18 protein-coding genes are annotated in these 16592 nt (G+C 36.3%); all 18 read right to left on the reverse strand.

All coding sequences use genetic code 11. The features are described 5' to 3' along the window. Positions 1-146 precede the first annotated feature (146 nt). Positions 147-1106: a DHH family phosphoesterase gene (locus B3M51_RS06795; protein WP_292757783.1), complete on the reverse strand. Its 960-nt coding sequence runs from the start codon at positions 1104-1106 to the stop codon at positions 147-149. An 8-nt stretch (positions 1107-1114) separates the two neighbouring features. Beyond that, positions 1115-1717, reverse strand: coding sequence for an adenylyl-sulfate kinase (gene cysC / locus B3M51_RS06800; protein ID WP_292757785.1), 603 nt, complete (start codon positions 1715-1717; stop codon positions 1115-1117). A gap of 75 nt (positions 1718-1792) precedes the next feature. Beyond that, positions 1793-2362, reverse strand: a complete 570-nt coding sequence (locus B3M51_RS06805; RefSeq protein WP_292757787.1) for a sugar transferase — start codon at positions 2360-2362, stop codon at positions 1793-1795. Positions 2363-2377: 15 nt separating this feature from the next. After that, positions 2378-3349: a UDP-glucose 4-epimerase family protein gene (locus B3M51_RS06810; protein ID WP_292757789.1), complete on the reverse strand. Its 972-nt coding sequence runs from the start codon at positions 3347-3349 to the stop codon at positions 2378-2380. Beyond that, positions 3349-4800, reverse strand: a complete 1452-nt coding sequence (locus B3M51_RS06815; RefSeq protein WP_292757791.1) for a phosphomannomutase CpsG — start codon at positions 4798-4800, stop codon at positions 3349-3351. Before B3M51_RS06815 ends, B3M51_RS06810 begins: the two co-directional genes overlap by 1 nt. A 13-nt stretch (positions 4801-4813) precedes the next feature. Beyond that, a complete protein-coding gene (locus B3M51_RS06820) occupies positions 4814-5578 on the reverse strand; it encodes a glycosyltransferase family 2 protein (RefSeq protein WP_292757793.1) in 765 nt (254 codons plus the stop codon). A gap of 4 nt (positions 5579-5582) precedes the next feature. Beyond that, positions 5583-6422: a glycosyltransferase gene (locus B3M51_RS06825; protein ID WP_292757795.1), complete on the reverse strand. Its 840-nt coding sequence runs from the start codon at positions 6420-6422 to the stop codon at positions 5583-5585. Positions 6423-6427: 5 nt separating this feature from the next. Then, entirely contained in the window at positions 6428-7162 is a 735-nt protein-coding gene (locus B3M51_RS06830) for an FkbM family methyltransferase (protein WP_292757797.1), read from the reverse strand. Positions 7163-7165: 3 nt separating this feature from the next. After that, positions 7166-8269, reverse strand: a complete 1104-nt coding sequence (locus B3M51_RS06835; protein ID WP_292757799.1) for a hypothetical protein — start codon at positions 8267-8269, stop codon at positions 7166-7168. 18 nt (positions 8270-8287) lie between these two features. After that, positions 8288-9592: a class I SAM-dependent methyltransferase gene (locus B3M51_RS06840; protein ID WP_292757801.1), complete on the reverse strand. Its 1305-nt coding sequence runs from the start codon at positions 9590-9592 to the stop codon at positions 8288-8290. 3 nt (positions 9593-9595) lie between these two features. Then, positions 9596-10375, reverse strand: a complete 780-nt coding sequence (locus B3M51_RS06845; RefSeq protein WP_292757803.1) for a glycosyltransferase family 2 protein — start codon at positions 10373-10375, stop codon at positions 9596-9598. 106 nt (positions 10376-10481) lie between these two features. Continuing rightward, complete coding sequence (locus B3M51_RS06850) at positions 10482-11336, reverse strand: alpha-1,2-fucosyltransferase (protein ID WP_292757805.1); 855 nt, start codon at positions 11334-11336, stop codon at positions 10482-10484. Continuing rightward, positions 11333-12121, reverse strand: coding sequence for an FkbM family methyltransferase (locus tag B3M51_RS06855; RefSeq protein WP_292757807.1), 789 nt, complete (start codon positions 12119-12121; stop codon positions 11333-11335). Before B3M51_RS06855 ends, B3M51_RS06850 begins: the two co-directional genes overlap by 4 nt. 2 nt (positions 12122-12123) lie before the next feature. Beyond that, positions 12124-12903: a DUF268 domain-containing protein gene (locus tag B3M51_RS06860; RefSeq protein WP_292757808.1), complete on the reverse strand. Its 780-nt coding sequence runs from the start codon at positions 12901-12903 to the stop codon at positions 12124-12126. Next, entirely contained in the window at positions 12903-13571 is a 669-nt protein-coding gene (locus B3M51_RS06865; protein ID WP_292757810.1) for a hypothetical protein, read from the reverse strand. The genes B3M51_RS06860 and B3M51_RS06865 overlap by 1 nt, the downstream gene beginning before the upstream one ends. A gap of 5 nt (positions 13572-13576) precedes the next feature. Next, entirely contained in the window at positions 13577-14899 is a 1323-nt protein-coding gene (locus B3M51_RS06870; RefSeq protein WP_292757811.1) for a flippase, read from the reverse strand. 54 nt (positions 14900-14953) lie between these two features. After that, the gene (locus B3M51_RS06875; protein ID WP_292757812.1) at positions 14954-16021 is read right to left on the reverse strand and encodes a GDP-L-fucose synthase family protein; all 1068 of its coding nucleotides are present in this window, start codon (positions 16019-16021) and stop codon (positions 14954-14956) included. Next, on the reverse strand, positions 16014-16592 hold a 579-nt coding region (locus B3M51_RS06880; RefSeq protein ID WP_292757814.1), incomplete at its 5' end, for a GDP-mannose 4,6-dehydratase. The genes B3M51_RS06880 and B3M51_RS06875, both read right to left, overlap by 8 nt.

The following is a 16592-nucleotide window of genomic DNA, read 5'->3' on the forward strand; positions in this document are numbered from 1 at the left end:
ACCGCTACGCGGCCAGCTAAGCTATTCAAATGAGTTCCAGACTCATTTGTCAATCACTTATGTAGGACGGCTACACGGCGTGCTTTCTGCCTTGTAGGACACAAAAATAGTCGCCAGCAGTGGTGGATATGAAAGATCAACAAGCCCTAGGCGTATTGTTTTTCCATCACCTCAATCAGCTGATCAAGCTGATTCATTGGCAACGCATTAATCCCAGCGGCGGCTTTACGCCCACCACCGGTTGGAAATTGACCTGCAATTTCATCGGCGCCACTCCTATTGGAATTCGGCGCCCGTAAACTCACCAGATAATGCTCAGCATCTTTTACTGAAACAATCGCATGTGCGCGATCGGGAAACTGGTTTGCCAACTCATTACCCAACACCCCACTGACACGACGCGCCCATTTTTCATCAGGCAAACAGATAACAGCCAGCTTGTCGGTCTGATATTTTGGATCGATAGTTAAACCCGAACGCATATCTTCGTTATAACCGGTTGAGAGCTTTTCATAAGCCGCACGATTTTCATGAATAAAATCAAATGGTGATGCGTAAGCAACACATTGTTTGTACAACTCGGCCGGATGGAATAACAAGTCATCCGTATTCGCACCATAGCCGTTGTAATTCAGATAAATACCCAGCGATGATAACTCTTCACGTTGCGTATCAGTTATTCCAGCTTCGTCAGCAAGTTTATCTGCCACAGCATTCAGATTATCGCCATAAGCTGCAGTAATAGCCCACTGATGAAATTGTCCGTCAAGATATTTATCAACGATTAATGAGGTACAGGTAGTGGCGGCCATATCAATATAAGCAGATAAGCCAGCATGTTGGGGGATCTCACCCGGTTGATGATGATCGGCATAAAACACGTTGGCACCTGCATCAAGCAAGCGCATTAAATCAATGGCATTCTTTTCCATTGAGATATCCAGCACCGTCAGATTGTCCCCCACATCAGCCTGGACGTTTTTAAGCAGATTAATATCCCGCTTAATGCCTGTCACCAGCTCTGACTCTCTCGGTTCGGCCAGTCTCAATTGCACCAGCGCACAAATGCCATCGGCATCACCATTAAAAACATCAATAAAACGCATATAAAAACCTAAGTCTGGATAATGTTGTGGGCACGCAAATATTCAATAACCTGCGCCACACATTCCGAAACATCACATTCCGCCGTATTCAAAGTGACTTCTGCCGCTTCCGGTGCTTCGTATTCAGAATCGATACCAGTGAAGTTCTTGATCTCGCCTCGACGGGCTTTTTGATAAAGTCCTTTTGGATCTCGCTGCTCACACACACTGAGTGGAGTGTCCATATAGACCTCAACAAATTCATCCGCTTCAACCAAGTCGCGAACCAAACGCCGATCAGAACGAAAAGGGGAAATAAATGCAGTTAGGACAATTAAACCGGCATCGGCAAACAATTTGGCCATTTCACCGATACGGCGGATATTTTCAACCCGATCCTCATCAGAAAAGCCCAGATCCTTGTTCAATCCATGCCTGACATTATCACCATCCAGCAAATAGGTATGATGTCCTAATTCAAACAAAGCCTGTTCTACTGCCCCGGCGATAGTTGATTTACCTGAGGCACTTAATCCAGTAAACCATAAAATGGCAGAACGCTGTTTTTTTTGCTGGCTACGATCTGCTTTGCTGACTTTGTGCATATGCCAGACAATATTCTCCTTTTCCACAGGCGTTACTCCATAAGTGTATTTCTGAATGAATTTGGATGAGCTGGATAAATGCACCACCCCATCAGGTAAAGTTTAGCTATCCTTACGTACTCTATCACCAGCACCTTTGCCGATAACCGTTTGAATAATGAACCCAAGATAGCGGATTACACTCATCTGCTCAATCATCAAAGCATCGGTTTTAGCCAATAACTCAGGCGTCGACATATCAATATCATTTATTTGTGCCAGCCCTGTGATACCAGGTCTGCTCTTAAACACACCCTTAGCCTCGCGCTCCTCAATTAATTCAAGTTGGTTAAACAGACAGGGTCTGGGCCCAACCAGACTCATTTCCCCTTTTAAAACATTCCATAACTGTGGCAGCTCATCCAGTTTGGTACGGCGTAGGAATCGTCCAAAGGGCGTTATTGAGGCAGCACTTGCCAGATGGCTGGCGACATGCGCTGTATCTTTTTTCATGGTGCGGAATTTGACTAATGTAAAAGGCTTTTGATATTGGCCTACACGTTGTTGTCTAAAGATGGGAGAACCTGTATCAAACCAACCGATAACGATCAGAATTAATAAAACTGGCAAACCGAACAACAGACCAACAGCAGAAAAGAAAATGTCCAGTAATCGGATAACAGCATGGGTCATGGATTTCTCGTTTTATTATTTATTTTGTGTTGAGTTCTTATCTAACTCAGCCATTTTATTAAGTTGTTGCTCCATTGAAACGACAGGCTTCCATCCTAATAATTGTTGTGCTTTTGTAATATCTATCTGCAAATTTCCAAACAATCGATCAGAGATATTATTTTTGTTTGTCAGTTTGGCAATAAACATCATCCAGCAAACTGGAACTGGTATTAAATGTATAGGGCGTTTATAAGCTTTTGCAATTTTCGTCAAAAGTTCGGTTGTTGAAACATCCTTGCCATCCGCCATCAGAAAAACCTGATTTGCAGCTGCAGGATGGACAATACAAAGTCTTAAAAAATCGACCAGATTATCAATTGCCAGAATAGAACGTTCATTATGAATTGCACCAAAAGGCAAGGGTATGCCTTTTTTGATAATTTTGATCATACTGGCAAAGTTAGCTTTAACCCCTGGACCGTAAATGAGAGGTGAACGGATGACCACAACCTCCATGGGCATTGTCTGGCCTATCTCAAATAAAAACTGTTCTGCTTCAAGTTTTGATTGTCCATACGCATCTTCAGGTGCTTGTTTATCAGTCTCACGAAAAGCCTGTCTATTATTTGTAGATTCGCCATTCACTTTAATAGAACTGATAAATACAAACCTTTTCACACCCGCACTAACTGATTGCTTAGCCAATGCAAGAGTTGCGTTTACATTCATTTTTCGAAATTCAGTCAACGGATCGGCTGCTTTATCTTGCATAATGTGTACGCGTGCTGCAGTGTGAATAACAACATCAATTTTTTTCAGCGTATCAATTATCGTATTCTGCTCACTCAACAAGCTTAAATCACCAACTAGCTTTTGCTCCACTTCAACCGGAAGCTCCACAGAATAATTCCGTACACCTGCAACAATATTGTGTCCTGCATTTAGCAGTTCATTAATCAACGCCTTTCCGACAAATCCAGTTGCGCCTGTTACAAAAACCTTCATTAGCTATGAATTATCTGTTCAATTTCTGCCACTTTGGCTCTCATCAAGGCTTCATCAGCCCGAGTTTCAACATTCAGCCGCAGCAAAGGTTCGGTATTTGAAGATCGTAAGTTAAATCGCCACTCACCAAATTCCAGACTAATTCCGTCAGTTCTATCAATAACTGGTTTTTCTGTAGAAAAATGTTGAAGAATTTTATCGAGTATGAGGCCGACATCTGCTACCCGATAATTAATTTCCCCACTGCATGGGTATTTCGCCATACGCTCATTAACCAGCTCAGATAAAGGCTTACCTGCCACACTAATTAACTCAGCCACCAGCAACCAGGGAATCATGCCGCTATCACAATAGGCAAAATCACGGAAATAGTGATGGGCACTCATTTCACCACCATAAACTGCATTTTCCAATCGCATACGTTCTTTGATAAAGGCATGACCGGTTTTGGATTGAATGGGTTTGCCACCCGCAGCTTCAACCTGATCGATAGTGTTCCAGGTCAGGCGTGGATCATGAATGATTTTTTCGCCTGGTGCCTTGAGCAAAAATGCTTCAGCCAATAAACCGACAATGTAATACCCTTCGATAAAGCGGCCATTTTCATCAAACAGAAAACACCGATCAAAATCCCCATCCCAGGCGATGCCCATATCCGCTTTATTGTTAATTACTGCATCGGCCGTTGCTGCCCGGTTTTCGGGTAATAAGGGATTGGGTATCCCATTAGGAAAGCTGCCATCGGCTTCATGATGCACTTTTATAAACTCGACTGGCACATTAGTTGATTTAAATTGCGCTTCAATCGCATCAATTACATGCCCGGCAGCGCCATTTCCCGCATTGACAACCAGCTTAAGAGGGCTGAAATTAGCTGCATCGATATAGGTCAGTAAATGCTGAACATATGGTTCAAGGATCGATTGCTCACTATATTTATTAGCATTATCAGTGCCGCTGAAAACATTATTTTTAACGGCGGCAGGTGACTCAGGTGCATTAGCCACATTTGATGCAGTTGGTTTGGAAGCGTTAAACGGAGATTCAGAATGTTCAGCCAGCTCGCGGATCTCATTCAACCCGCTATCACCACTTATCGGTAAAGCATCACGCCCAACCAGTTTCATACCATTGTAATCTATGGGGTTATGACTTGCCGTCACCTCAATTCCGCCATCGACATCCAGATAAAATGATGCAAAATAAATCTCTTCTGTACCGACCATTCCAATATCTATAACTTCAGCACCAGCATCCATCAAGCCTTGAGCCAAAGCAAGTTTTAAAGGTTCGCTGGTATGCCTGATGTCACCACCAACGACTACGCGTTTAGCGTTGAGATGTTTTGCATAGGCATAACCGATTCGGTATGCCACATCCGGATTAAGCTCATCACCTAGTTTTCCTCGAATATCATAGGCTTTGAAACATGAGAGATTGGACTCTGACACTTATTACTCCTAACTAAAGAGACGGTGGTCTTGATAAAAATTGCTGACAGCGATTCAAGATTTTTGAAACAAAAAAATGAATTCGACTAACGCGATCATAATAAGCGTCTAAAATCATTAAAACTTCTTGGTTTTGCTTTTGAATGTTTTTCAAACTTTTATTGGTCGTGCCACCTAAACGCATTTTTATAATGGTTTGAGGCAAGTAAACAGAATTAATTCTTTTTACTTCCAAAAGCCTGAATAACATTTCTACATCTGAAGCAATGCGATATTTAAGATCAAATAATCCATGCTGCTGATATACTGAGCTTCTGACAAAAAAAGTGGGATGGGCTGGCATCCAGCCTTTAAGAAACAAACCAGGTTTAAAAGATTGAGATTTCCAATAACGAATAATTTTACTGGTATCAGATTCTTTTACATAGACTAAGTCTGCATAACAGGCATCAACATTTTCATCATTAAATATCAGAGCTATTTGATTTATTACGGATTCATTTACATAAAAGTCATCAGCATTCAGAATTCCAATAACATCACCTGATGCCAAATTAATCCCTTTATTCATAGCATCATATATACCTTTATCTGGCTCAGAAACGAAACAGGCAACACTTGGGGCTTTTTCAAGAATATCTACCGTACCATCGGTTGAGCCCCCATCAACGATGATATGTTCTATTTCAGGATAATCTTGCTCAGCAACAGAACGAATAGTTTCGGGTAAGGTATGAGCAGAGTTATAACAAACAGTGATTATGGATATTTTCAGCATTTATTTAGATACTTGGCAATCTGTAACAGCTAATAAACGCAACTCCGTTAACTACTGTATATAACCAATAATTCAGAATTATGCCTATTTTACCTCGCCCCTCAAAAACAGCAGCCAATTTTGCTATCCCTTTCAAATATTTAGCTCGTAAGCTTTTTTGACCGAACTTTAGCTCCTCAAAAGTGGCTAACTCAGTTATTCGGCTAGATTTAACAAACATTGACTTATTATCACCATGTAATCGATATCCTGCGATAGGTTTAGTCATCTCTAACCATGAATACTGTTGAAATGCACGGTAGAAAAATACTACATCAAACACAAAGTTAAAATTAGCAGGCCAAGTTGCCTCGTTATAAACCTCACGCTTCCAAAAAGTAGCTGGCTGTAAAACAGCTGTCCTATATTTCATCAAGTGAAATCCATCGAATGGGTGATAACGATAATTGATTGGTTTGATCCATTTCCCCTGTGCATCAATGTAGTAACCTCCAAAACTCACCAAACCAATATCAGTATAGTGTTCAAAGACTCTTACAATTTCAGCGAAACTATCTTTGGCCAAATATGTATCGTCTGCATTTAAAAAACCAAACACCTCACCTGTTGCATGAACGAAGGCCTTTTGAATCGCATCCGCCTGCCCATTATCCTCTGTACTAACCAATTTAAAACGAGAATCTGTTTCACAATAAGACTGAATAATTTCTATTGATTTATCAGTTGAACCACCATCTGCTATCAACACTTCAAAATTAGTATAATTCTGTTGTTGAATACTATTCAGGCAAGCTTCTAAAAATTGAGCATAATTAAATGAAGGAACAACGATGGTTAATTTCATTTTTGTTAGTTACCTATTCTGCTGAACAACAAATCCATTTCTAGTATCTGGTTTTGCTTTGATTTATCTCTCAGCAGATCAAGAATCTGTATACATTCAAAACCATAACTTTTCATCAACGTGAGCATTTCACCAATATCTGCAGCACCTGAATAAGCTGGGCTAAAGGCAACCTCAATCTGTACATATCGACATTTTGATAAGAAGAATTCACTGCCTTTTAAAACACTTGCTTCATAGCCTTGAACATCCAGCTTTAAAAAAGCAGCATTAAATTTGTTTATGTCCGCTATTTCATCAAGTTTAGAACAAGATACTTCAACTGACTCTGATGTGGGGTCCTCAGTATGACGCTTTAATAGAGAGTTATTGACTGCATCGGCGTAACGCAGAAGTTCTTTTGGACTTGAATTATCACTTAACGCTAGATGATACGTTTTACCTTCAATACTGAACCGAGAAAATGTTTCCTTAAGACTTTCATAACTAACAGGATCCGGTTCAAAACTAAATATTGGCAACTCCGGCCATACTTTATGGGCCATAAAAGCAAATTGACCACGATTTGCACCCACATCCCAAATGGAATCAATACCTTCAATTATTTGCTTTTGATGCATTTTTTTCAGGTTAGCATATAAGCCAAACGAAATTAATTCTGGATGTCTTAAACGATCGACAAAGCAAAAGGGACTTGAAAGTGCCCCAAAAAAACTGGGAATGAGATTGTCAATAAACATGGATTAATCCCGTAATGCTTCAAAAAAAGCATGTTTTAGCTTGTTGCCAGAGTGCTCGAATTTAAAGGAGTTCACTCCAGAAAGTAATTGTTTATAGGCATCAGTTCCAGGCACCGGTAATGCTTTAATGAAATCAATAATTTCATTTTTATGCTTAGGAGCAATTAGACCATTATTAAATGTTCTCACCATTCTCCCGCACCACCCTTCATCATAAACGATTACCGGTTTTCTCACCTTGGCAGCCAAAAACATCACCGCACCCTCCATGCGGGGATCCCAGTCATCGTAAAGCATTAGAAGATAATCTTGCTCAGCAGCTAATGCGAGCAATTCATCTTCAGTTAAAAATTTATTATTAAAGGATGGATACGCTTTAAGCCTATTTAACTTAACTTCCGCGGCACGATCACTAAAAGCACCACAAATATTCAAATCACCTAACTCAGGATACGTTTGAAAAAGCGGTACTAACCATTCAATACCTTTACCAACTCGAATCTGCCCTAAAATACCAAGTTGAATTTTTGAATGTTTTACTGAGTTGGTATTATTTGGTTCAACCGTAACATCTGATATTTCAAGCGAAGGTAAACATCGTATATCTGCATCTGGAAAGTGTTTTTGCCAATCCTGAACCAATTCTTGAGTCCGAAGAAACAATACCACCTCACGGCGTTTTAAAAATCGCTCAATAAAATATTTTATTAAACGAAAACGTATAACCCGCTCAGGCCCCATTAAATAACAAACATATATGTGCTTAATGTTTTTAGGTCGAAAAAAAGGCCAAATTAATGCTATCAAAACAAGGTGAACATCAAAGTAAAACAGTTTTTTGATAGAAGGGTCTTTTTTTAAATAATTCCTTACTGCAAAAATTGATTTGAACGTACCTTCTCTTAAGGAAGGTGAATTCACAGAAAACTTATTAGCCTTAACATAACGCTGCAAAAGGTTAAAATTTCTTACATCTCTATCGGATTTAGAAATACAAGACACTAGGTATGAAAAGTGACTCTCATCGGCTAGAACCCTTGCTGTATTGATTACTGATTGTGCTGGATGTCCGTTAGCTGAAAACCATGGTTGGATAATTAAAACCATAATTAAAATGAACTTATGCTATTTGACAGCATGAAATATTTTTCGTCCTCTTTCAGAGAGACCTATTGAGATTATGGTATTAAACCCAGCTTTTCTTAAATTTTGTTCCGCTTCACTGTCTGATTCATGCCCCTCATAAATCACCTCCTTGTGTTTCCCAATAAAATTCCAGACTCTATTTTTGTCTTTAACCCAATGAATAACTGAAAGTAAGGAAACAATATCATGTACACCAAGCTCATCTTCCCATGGAATAGGATCATCCAGATTAAGTTGACGAAACGAAACATCTTTGTTGAATGCTTGAGCAACTAATTTGGCTGCACCCACAATGTCATGATCAACATCTACACCCAAACAAGATTTTGCACCACTTAGCTTGGCATGGAGTGCAAGTAACCCCATGTTACATCCCAGCTCCAAGAAGCTTTTTTCTTCAAAGATGATACTCTTATGAATAGTATTCCAACGAAATAGCCATGGCCTTTCACCAGGAAAATTAACTCCGTTAATATCAATGGAATAATAAGCCAAAGGTGAGCCGGGAGAGGATGCATTTGAGCTTGAGGCTTTATCCCAAGCCTCAGTCAACAAATTAAGACTTGAATCATTAAGTAAAGCAACGCGTTCATTTAAAAAACTTGTAGTACTGGAGTAATGACTTTGTTTTTTTTGTAATTTCTGCAGTAATCGAATACAAACTTTTTTGAAAATCCTATATGCCTTTATCGGTAACCAAATGAATTGTACATTCCCAGCTCTGCGAAATAATGAAATATCATTTGGTCTTGCATATTTCCCCAAACCAAAAAAATCTCTCATAAAAGATTGTAACGGGTTAGCAATTGTAGCTTGATCAAAATCGAAAATACTTAGTTCACCTTCTTGATTAAGGCCAATATTTTGGAAATGATAATCGCCATGAGAGCAACCAATTCTGTTGATAGACCAAGCAAATTTAATTATTCGTAAAAAATCTTTAAATTGCTCACGAGGTTGCCCAAAAGTAGGATCATGTATTATTAAACGAGATATCTTAGTCATTTTAAGTATCTCCCATTGACCCAATCTTTTATAGCTAATCGGAGATGCAATATTTCCATAATCAGTTAGTCTTTTCATAAACAAACATTCATCTTCTAATGAATTTAGTCTACCCCTGACTGATGCTGGAGTTAAACGCCGAATTTTATATACAGAATTTTCATCAAGATAAACTCTATTGTCTGAACTAGTAACACTCACACTTATTAACTCAGCTTTATCACCTATTTCTTTGATAATAAAGTTATCCCATTCTTGCTGTTCATTTTGATAATTCATGGTTTATATCGCTGGTTGTCCTAAGTAAATACTGTGATAAAAGAAAAATCGAGTTAACAATATTGCTCGAATAAAACTATTATTTTGATTTAGATTTTCTTTAAATATACTACGCATGGTTAAAATATGTTCTTTTTTAGGAGAGCGTGATAAACCTTTGGGGTTATTACGATATGCCGTACCTATTACACCTGAGAATCGCCAATAACAAAGTTTAGATAGTTTAATTTTTAAGTCCCAATCTTCATAGATTCTTAAATTTGAATTATAGCCACCAACTTCCATAAAAATTTTTCGCGAAACAATATAGTCCCTTGGAATGAAGCCTTTGAGATGACTAATATGAAATGATAAATCCCCCTCATGCAAGTGTCTTTTATCTGAAAAGAGCCACATTTTTTTACTCTGCATATCAACTCTCATTACGTCTGAGAACGCAATAGTATTATTGCCACCATGCATAATTACCTGCGCTTCTGCTGAAAGTTTATTGATGTCATAATAAAAATCGTCAGCATCAAGAGTAGTTATATAATCTCCAGTACCATGCATAACGCCAAGGTTACGGCTCTTAGCCACACCTAATGAAGTTTGGTTTTGTATTAAGGTTATTTTTCCTGAACGAACATAAGGCCCTAAAAGCGATATTGAATCATCAGTTGAAGCATCATCCACAACAATAATTTCTTTTGGTAACAATGTTTGAGAAAGAATACTTTCAATACATTTTGTTAAAAAAAGGCCATTATTTTTATTTGCAATAATTACATCGATTGAGATCATATGAAGATTTACTCATAAAAACTTAAAATAATTTAATATTGATTAATTATTAAACCAGTAAGTAGTTTTTTAAATTGAAGATGAAAATATTTCTCAACAAAATATTTTAATCAAAATCAATTACTTTAGCCCATTTCGGTTGAATATCAATATGTGAATCTTTTTTAAATTTCCATCCATACCAGTATTTAGGGAAAATAACAGAGCGTGGATTATCCATTAAATATGCCCCCCACCAAGAAAAGCTACTATTTGAAACAACACCATAATTACATTTTGACATTAACGCTAGATCAGTAAACATATCTTCTTTTGATATGTACTTATTTTTAACATCTTTAAAACAGCAATCAACATATTCATAATCATCAGTCAAAAAAATACAAAAGAAGTCATCTAAGTCAATTTTAATCATTTCAAGTGCTTTAATATAATAAGAGTTCGGTAAATTAATACCACGACTCCCATTATATATTTCCGTAAGATAGTCACCTCTTCTTACATGCAAAAAAACCATTGGCAAATCATTTGGAAGATTTGATAATATTTTTTCAGCTCTCTTGTAATATATACTTTTCAATTCAAAATCAATTTTAGAGGAATCAAACAATTGTTCAGATTGGAAAAAGTCAGTTTCTACAAGAGTAATCGGCAACAACCCTTTTGAAGAAGAAACTGTTGGTAATATTGAGCCATCATACTTATCTTGGCAAATATAACTTATTAGTTTTAACTTAACTAATAGCATCAAAATATAAGGTTTAACAAACACGCGAACAATAAATGAAAGATATTTGTTAATAGCGAAGTTTTTAAAATTCTTATTTGAAATATTACACGCCTGTTCAAAAAGACACATATTTGTAACAAAAATAGTTTCATTACCTCTTGCAATTGATTTCAAAAATGAATATTGAAAAAATTGGTTACCTAAGCGACCATCAGAAAAAAATAAGATCATTTTTGAAAGATTTCTTTTGAAATTGCAACATAATTTGAATAATTAAAGTTATCCATATATGGTTTATATTCTCTTACTTCAATTCCATTATTTAATATTTTTGCAACATAAAACCCCCTATCTTCAAGGAAACTATATATTTCCATGAGACTTGTATGTGAGTCTAGATTGGCACCACCGTACTCAAATTGGATGTAATCAATAAATTTACTTGATAGATACTTACCAAAACCTTGAAAAGCTTTTAATTCATGTCCTTCAATATCAATTTTAATAAAGTCAATATGTTGGATTTTATTTTCAACGATATAATCATCCATCCTCATCAACCGAATTTCTTCGGATTGATCTAATTCAAATCCATAACTACTCATATTTCTTTTGTACAATGAAGAAAAACCACTACTTTCTTTATCGTAATAAATCATCGCTGTGCCATTTGAATCAGAAGCACCAAAGTTATTTAAATTCACACTTTCATTCACTGAAAAATCTTGTGAGAGTTTTTCAAAACAACTTTTCACTGGTTCAAATAAATAAAGGTTCACATCAACATTGAATTTTCTCGAAGATTGAATAATTATATGGGCATACTCTCCTACGTTTGCACCGATATCAAATATTATTAAAGATTTTTTTATTGAAAGATCTTTAAGTAAGTTATTAACAAAGTATTTTTCTCCGTTTGAATCAAAGTTACAGTTTCCATTATTTTCAATATAATTGAATAATTTAATTGAAAGCCCACGTAGCTTTCTTTTGAAATATGATAATTTTGTATACATATTTATGATTCTAATTTTCTAAACATATAAAGACCAGTACCAAACCCTTTTTCCTTATCATAATAATCATATAAGTGATTTCCATAATGATATTTTTCTTCCATTAATGAAAAATTCATAAATAGATTCAACACGTATTCCCTCGTAAATGCACGATGCGCATTAAAATACACTTTGTTATTGTTATCGATTGGCAAACTTATGATAACTACTCCTCCAGGCTTTATAACCCTTTTAATCTCTTCAATTGCTTTCTCACTACCGAAGGCGTCTATTGGATCCCCGTACCTACCTAATCCTATATGTTCTATAACACATAGTGAAGAAAGTGAATTTATTGAGTTATTATCGAAGGGCAAATCTAAAATTGATCCCTCAATAAAATAAAGATTAGGTATCTCTAATTTTATAGGACGAATATCTATCATGGTAATTGGTACAAATTGAGACAATATACCTATTGTTGTAGCGGAGCTTCCAATATCAAAATGATGTTCTGGTTTAAGTTCAAAGATTTTCCTTGCAGCCCAGCTATCCTGAAAGAAATAAGTTGGATCCAACGGTGTATATGAAATGTTATCGGATAAGCAGGGATAATATTCAAATTTTGAGAAGTTTTTATTCTCTATTTTATTAAGTGTATGAATTGATTTAAAGAACCATATAATTTGCTTGAAATATAGTATGGGCTTAAACTTAAAAAAATCATTTACTGATCTTAAAGTAAAATATACTTTTCGTGAAAATTTATTTCTCTTAATGAATTCAAACATTTTAGACATTACAAAATCTTGCCTGCAACAATACTTTTCATGACAATCTTAAACCCGTTAAGCATAGTTGGAGCTACTAAGACTTTTGTGTTAGTTTTATTAGTAACAATTTTTTGTATGAAAATTTTGAATTTCTCGCTAATTTTCTCGGGAAAAAGATAAATCACATCATCTAATATTAATAAGTCCCAACCATCAGGTAAGACTTTATATATTTCAGACAAAGATGGCCAATTTCTTATTTCATGAGGAAGAGGTGGCGGAGATAAAAAAAGCCTTGCATCATCAATCATAATTATATAATTTTTCTTGTATGAAAAAATAATATTTAACTCTTCTATTAATGGACACTCATCCCCTTTACCATAAGTTTTACCTCCACTCCAATGTGCATCTAACCAGAATAAAATATTGTCATTTTCAGTGAGTAGCTTGGATAGGTATTGTCGAGTATCACCTTTTAACATTATGACATTTGAAATTTCACTTAAATTGTTTTCAGCAATACGAAACATTTCTTCTGATTTTTCGATTGTATATATACTCTCAAAAATAAAGCTCATTCGCTTCGCTGTCACACCTCTATATGTCCCACCTTCAACTAAACAATTAAGGCCCAAATTTTCTTTTAAGAATTTTGTTTCTGCTTCGGGAAGTCCAAAATTTATTAACCCCATACTTACTAATACCTTATGCTTAATTTGAAAAATGTAAATATAGCCAAAAATTGAAATTTTATATTTCTTCTTGTTTTTGTATATAAGAAATCTAACGCGTATATTGTTACAAAAAATGAAATTATCGTAGCAATAATGGCTCCTACAGCACCATACTTATCAATCAAAATATAATTAAATAACACATTGAAAAGCGTCCCAACAATCATTGTTATCATTGAAAATTTGAATAGGTTTTCACAGAGTATATAAGCACCTCTTGCTGAACCCATGTTTGTAAAAAAAAGTCTTATTGACATAATTGCTAAGAGTATCCCGGCAGGTTGGTATTCTTGACCGAAAAGTGTTGTCACGATAACTTCTGAAAATAAATAAATTGGAATAGCAAATAATAGAAACAATAAAAAATTTAGTCGGTAAAAATTCACAAGTCGATGTTCATACATTTCATCTGATTGGTTTTTTGCATTTTGTATTGCGGGATATAGTGAATTCTTTAACAATAAAGGCATGAATGCAACAGCCTCAATCAATCTCATTGCAACACTGTAATACCCTACCTCTGTATTACCTATCATCTCCTTCAACATTACCTGATCTATTCTTGCTTGTACCATTAAAACGGCTGTTGTGAATATTAGTGGCCAACTATCCTTTAGTAATTTTTTAGCTGTCACCAAATCAAAGCACTTATACAGATTACCGATTTTTTGACATTTATATGCCACGAACAATGCCGCTGCAAGCATAACCTGATCAATCAAACTCACTAATACGAACCAGAATAAATCAGCTTCAACCAAAACGAGGTATATTTTTATAATTGAAGAGACAGTGAGTTGTATTAGTTTACTTAAAGATACATATTTAGAAAGCACCTTGGATTGAAAGTAAAACTCAATCACTTCAAATGACTGAAAAACAATCCCACTAGCGATAATAAAAATATATGTATTGGTGGTTGTATCATTACTTGTAAAAAATGTTGCAAATATCACAATTGATATTGATATAAGAGCACCAATCAATTTAAGCCAAAATGCCGTACCAAGATATATATCTCTTTTATGCGGCTCATTTACGAGGTTACGAACAACTATGTCATCTAAACCTAATTTTGCAATGCTTGAAAAGATAGCAACAAAAGCAATTGAGTAACTAAATAATCCAAATTGATCAGGCCCTAAATATCTGGCTATCCATATACCTACGAACAAGCCTGCAAACATTCGCAGTAATTTTTCGATTAACATCCATGAAGTGTTTTTGACATAGCGCTGTAAACCGTTGTTATCCCAAAACTGGATGCTTTTTCTAAAATTACTCATAGCTTGAAATAAATTGAGTAACTTAAATTGAAAATTGAAAAAAAAATAACGACTTCATTTCTTACTCAAAAAAGAACTGTATGATTTTTCAATACCATTATTTAAGTTAGTTTTAGCTGTACAACCCATTCCATTGAGTCTTTCAACTTCCATCAATTTTTGCATTGTTCCATCTGGTTTGGTTTCATCGAATACCAATTCACCTTCATACCCGACAACCTCTTTGACCATTTCTGCCAGTTGTTTAATATTGAGATCTTCGCCCACACCTACATTTACTACAGGAGCCAAACCATCATTACGATTCGCCCCTAATAATGGCTGGTACTGTTCATTTTCAAGATTCAATAAATGCACACAGGCATCGGCCATGTCTTCGCTATACATAAATTCACGTTTTGGGGTACCAGTTCCCCAAATAACAACTTTGGGCGCTTGGCTTTTTTCACACGCTGCTAATAATTCAGATCTGTATGGCTCGGGCAGTTTTCCATATTTTTGTTCATCATTAAGAATGATATTTTTCTTACCTTGCGAAGCCAATTTAGCCAAGTGAAATTTACGGATCAGTGCGGGAAGAACGTGAGAATTGTTTAAATCGTAATTATCACCAGGCCCATAAAGATTGGTTGGCATAGCGGCTAGAAACTGGGTGCCATATTGACGGTTATAACTCCAGCACATCTCAATACCAGCAATTTTGGCAAGCGCGTATGGGCGATTGGTCTCTTCCAATGGACCAGTCAGTAAATATTCTTCTTTAAGAGGTTGTGGTGCATTCTTAGGATAAATACAGCTAGAACCAAGAAATAGCAGGCGCTTCACATTGTTTAGATAAGCATGATGAATGACATTACTCTGAATCGCTAAATTGTCACGGATAAATTCGGCTGGATAAGTATTGTTGGCGTGAATACCCCCGACTTTTGCTGCAGCGAGAAAAACATAATCAGGTTTTTCGATTCTAAAGAAATCTGCTACTGCTCTTTCATCTGTCAAATCCAATTCAGCATGGGTTCTTTTGAGCAAGTTGGTATAACCCTTTTCTTCCAGATTTCTTACCAATGCTGAACCAACTAAACCACGATGACCAGCAATATAGATTTTGTCTGATTTATTCATGGTAGTCATATACAGTAAAACCATGTTTTTTTACTAATTCATCACGTTCTGCAGATTTATAATCTTCACGCACCATTTCTGCTACGAGTTCTTCAAAACTGATTTTAGGTGTCCAGCCAAGTTTTTCTTTTGCTTTAGTCGGATCACCCAGTAACGTCTCAACTTCAGTTGGACGGAAATAGCGCGGGTCTACCTGAACAATGCATTTCCCATCTGCATCATAACCTTTTTCCTCAACACCTTTGCCTTCCCAGCTAATAGTAATACCCAGTTCTTTCGCTGCGGTATTGACGAAATCACGAACGCTGTATTGCACACCTGTAGCAATTACAAAATCTTCTGGCTTATCTTGTTGTAACATTAACCATTGCATCTCAACATAATCTTTGGCGTGTCCCCAGTCGCGTAACGCATCAAGGTTTCCCAGATACAAGCAATCCTGTAATCCAAGCTTGATACGGGCTAATGCGCGGGTGATTTTTCGGGTGACAAAGGTTTCTCCCCGGATTGGACTTTCATGATTAAACAAGATGCCATTACAGGCATAGATGCCATACGCTTCACGATAATT

Source organism: Methylophaga sp. UBA2689, from assembly GCA_002354555.1.
GTDB lineage: Bacteria > Pseudomonadota > Gammaproteobacteria > Nitrosococcales > Methylophagaceae > Methylophaga.

Excerpts from the sequence above, each read along its gene's own strand:
- B3M51_RS06840 (WP_292757801.1), bottom strand. The coding sequence starts at position 9,592 with ATGAATTATCAAAATGAACAGCAAGAATGGGATAACTTTATTATCAAA.
- B3M51_RS06845 (WP_292757803.1), bottom strand. The coding sequence starts at position 10,375 with ATGATCTCAATCGATGTAATTATTGCAAATAAAAATAATGGCCTTTTT.
- B3M51_RS06850 (WP_292757805.1), bottom strand. The coding sequence starts at position 11,336 with ATGATCTTATTTTTTTCTGATGGTCGCTTAGGTAACCAATTTTTTCAA.
- B3M51_RS06835 (WP_292757799.1), bottom strand. The coding sequence starts at position 8,269 with ATGGTTTTAATTATCCAACCATGGTTTTCAGCTAACGGACATCCAGCA.
- B3M51_RS06810 (WP_292757789.1), bottom strand. The coding sequence starts at position 3,349 with ATGAAGGTTTTTGTAACAGGCGCAACTGGATTTGTCGGAAAGGCGTTG.
- B3M51_RS06870 (WP_292757811.1), bottom strand. The coding sequence starts at position 14,899 with ATGAGTAATTTTAGAAAAAGCATCCAGTTTTGGGATAACAACGGTTTA.
- B3M51_RS06860 (WP_292757808.1), bottom strand. The coding sequence starts at position 12,903 with ATGTCTAAAATGTTTGAATTCATTAAGAGAAATAAATTTTCACGAAAA.
- B3M51_RS06820 (WP_292757793.1), bottom strand. The coding sequence starts at position 5,578 with ATGCTGAAAATATCCATAATCACTGTTTGTTATAACTCTGCTCATACC.
- B3M51_RS06805 (WP_292757787.1), bottom strand. The coding sequence starts at position 2,362 with ATGACCCATGCTGTTATCCGATTACTGGACATTTTCTTTTCTGCTGTT.
- B3M51_RS06855 (WP_292757807.1), bottom strand. The coding sequence starts at position 12,121 with ATGTATACAAAATTATCATATTTCAAAAGAAAGCTACGTGGGCTTTCA.
- B3M51_RS06830 (WP_292757797.1), bottom strand. The coding sequence starts at position 7,162 with ATGTTTATTGACAATCTCATTCCCAGTTTTTTTGGGGCACTTTCAAGT.
- B3M51_RS06825 (WP_292757795.1), bottom strand. The coding sequence starts at position 6,422 with ATGAAATTAACCATCGTTGTTCCTTCATTTAATTATGCTCAATTTTTA.
- B3M51_RS06875 (WP_292757812.1), bottom strand. The coding sequence starts at position 16,021 with ATGAATAAATCAGACAAAATCTATATTGCTGGTCATCGTGGTTTAGTT.
- B3M51_RS06865 (WP_292757810.1), bottom strand. The coding sequence starts at position 13,571 with ATGGGGTTAATAAATTTTGGACTTCCCGAAGCAGAAACAAAATTCTTA.
- B3M51_RS06795 (WP_292757783.1), bottom strand. The coding sequence starts at position 1,106 with ATGCGTTTTATTGATGTTTTTAATGGTGATGCCGATGGCATTTGTGCG.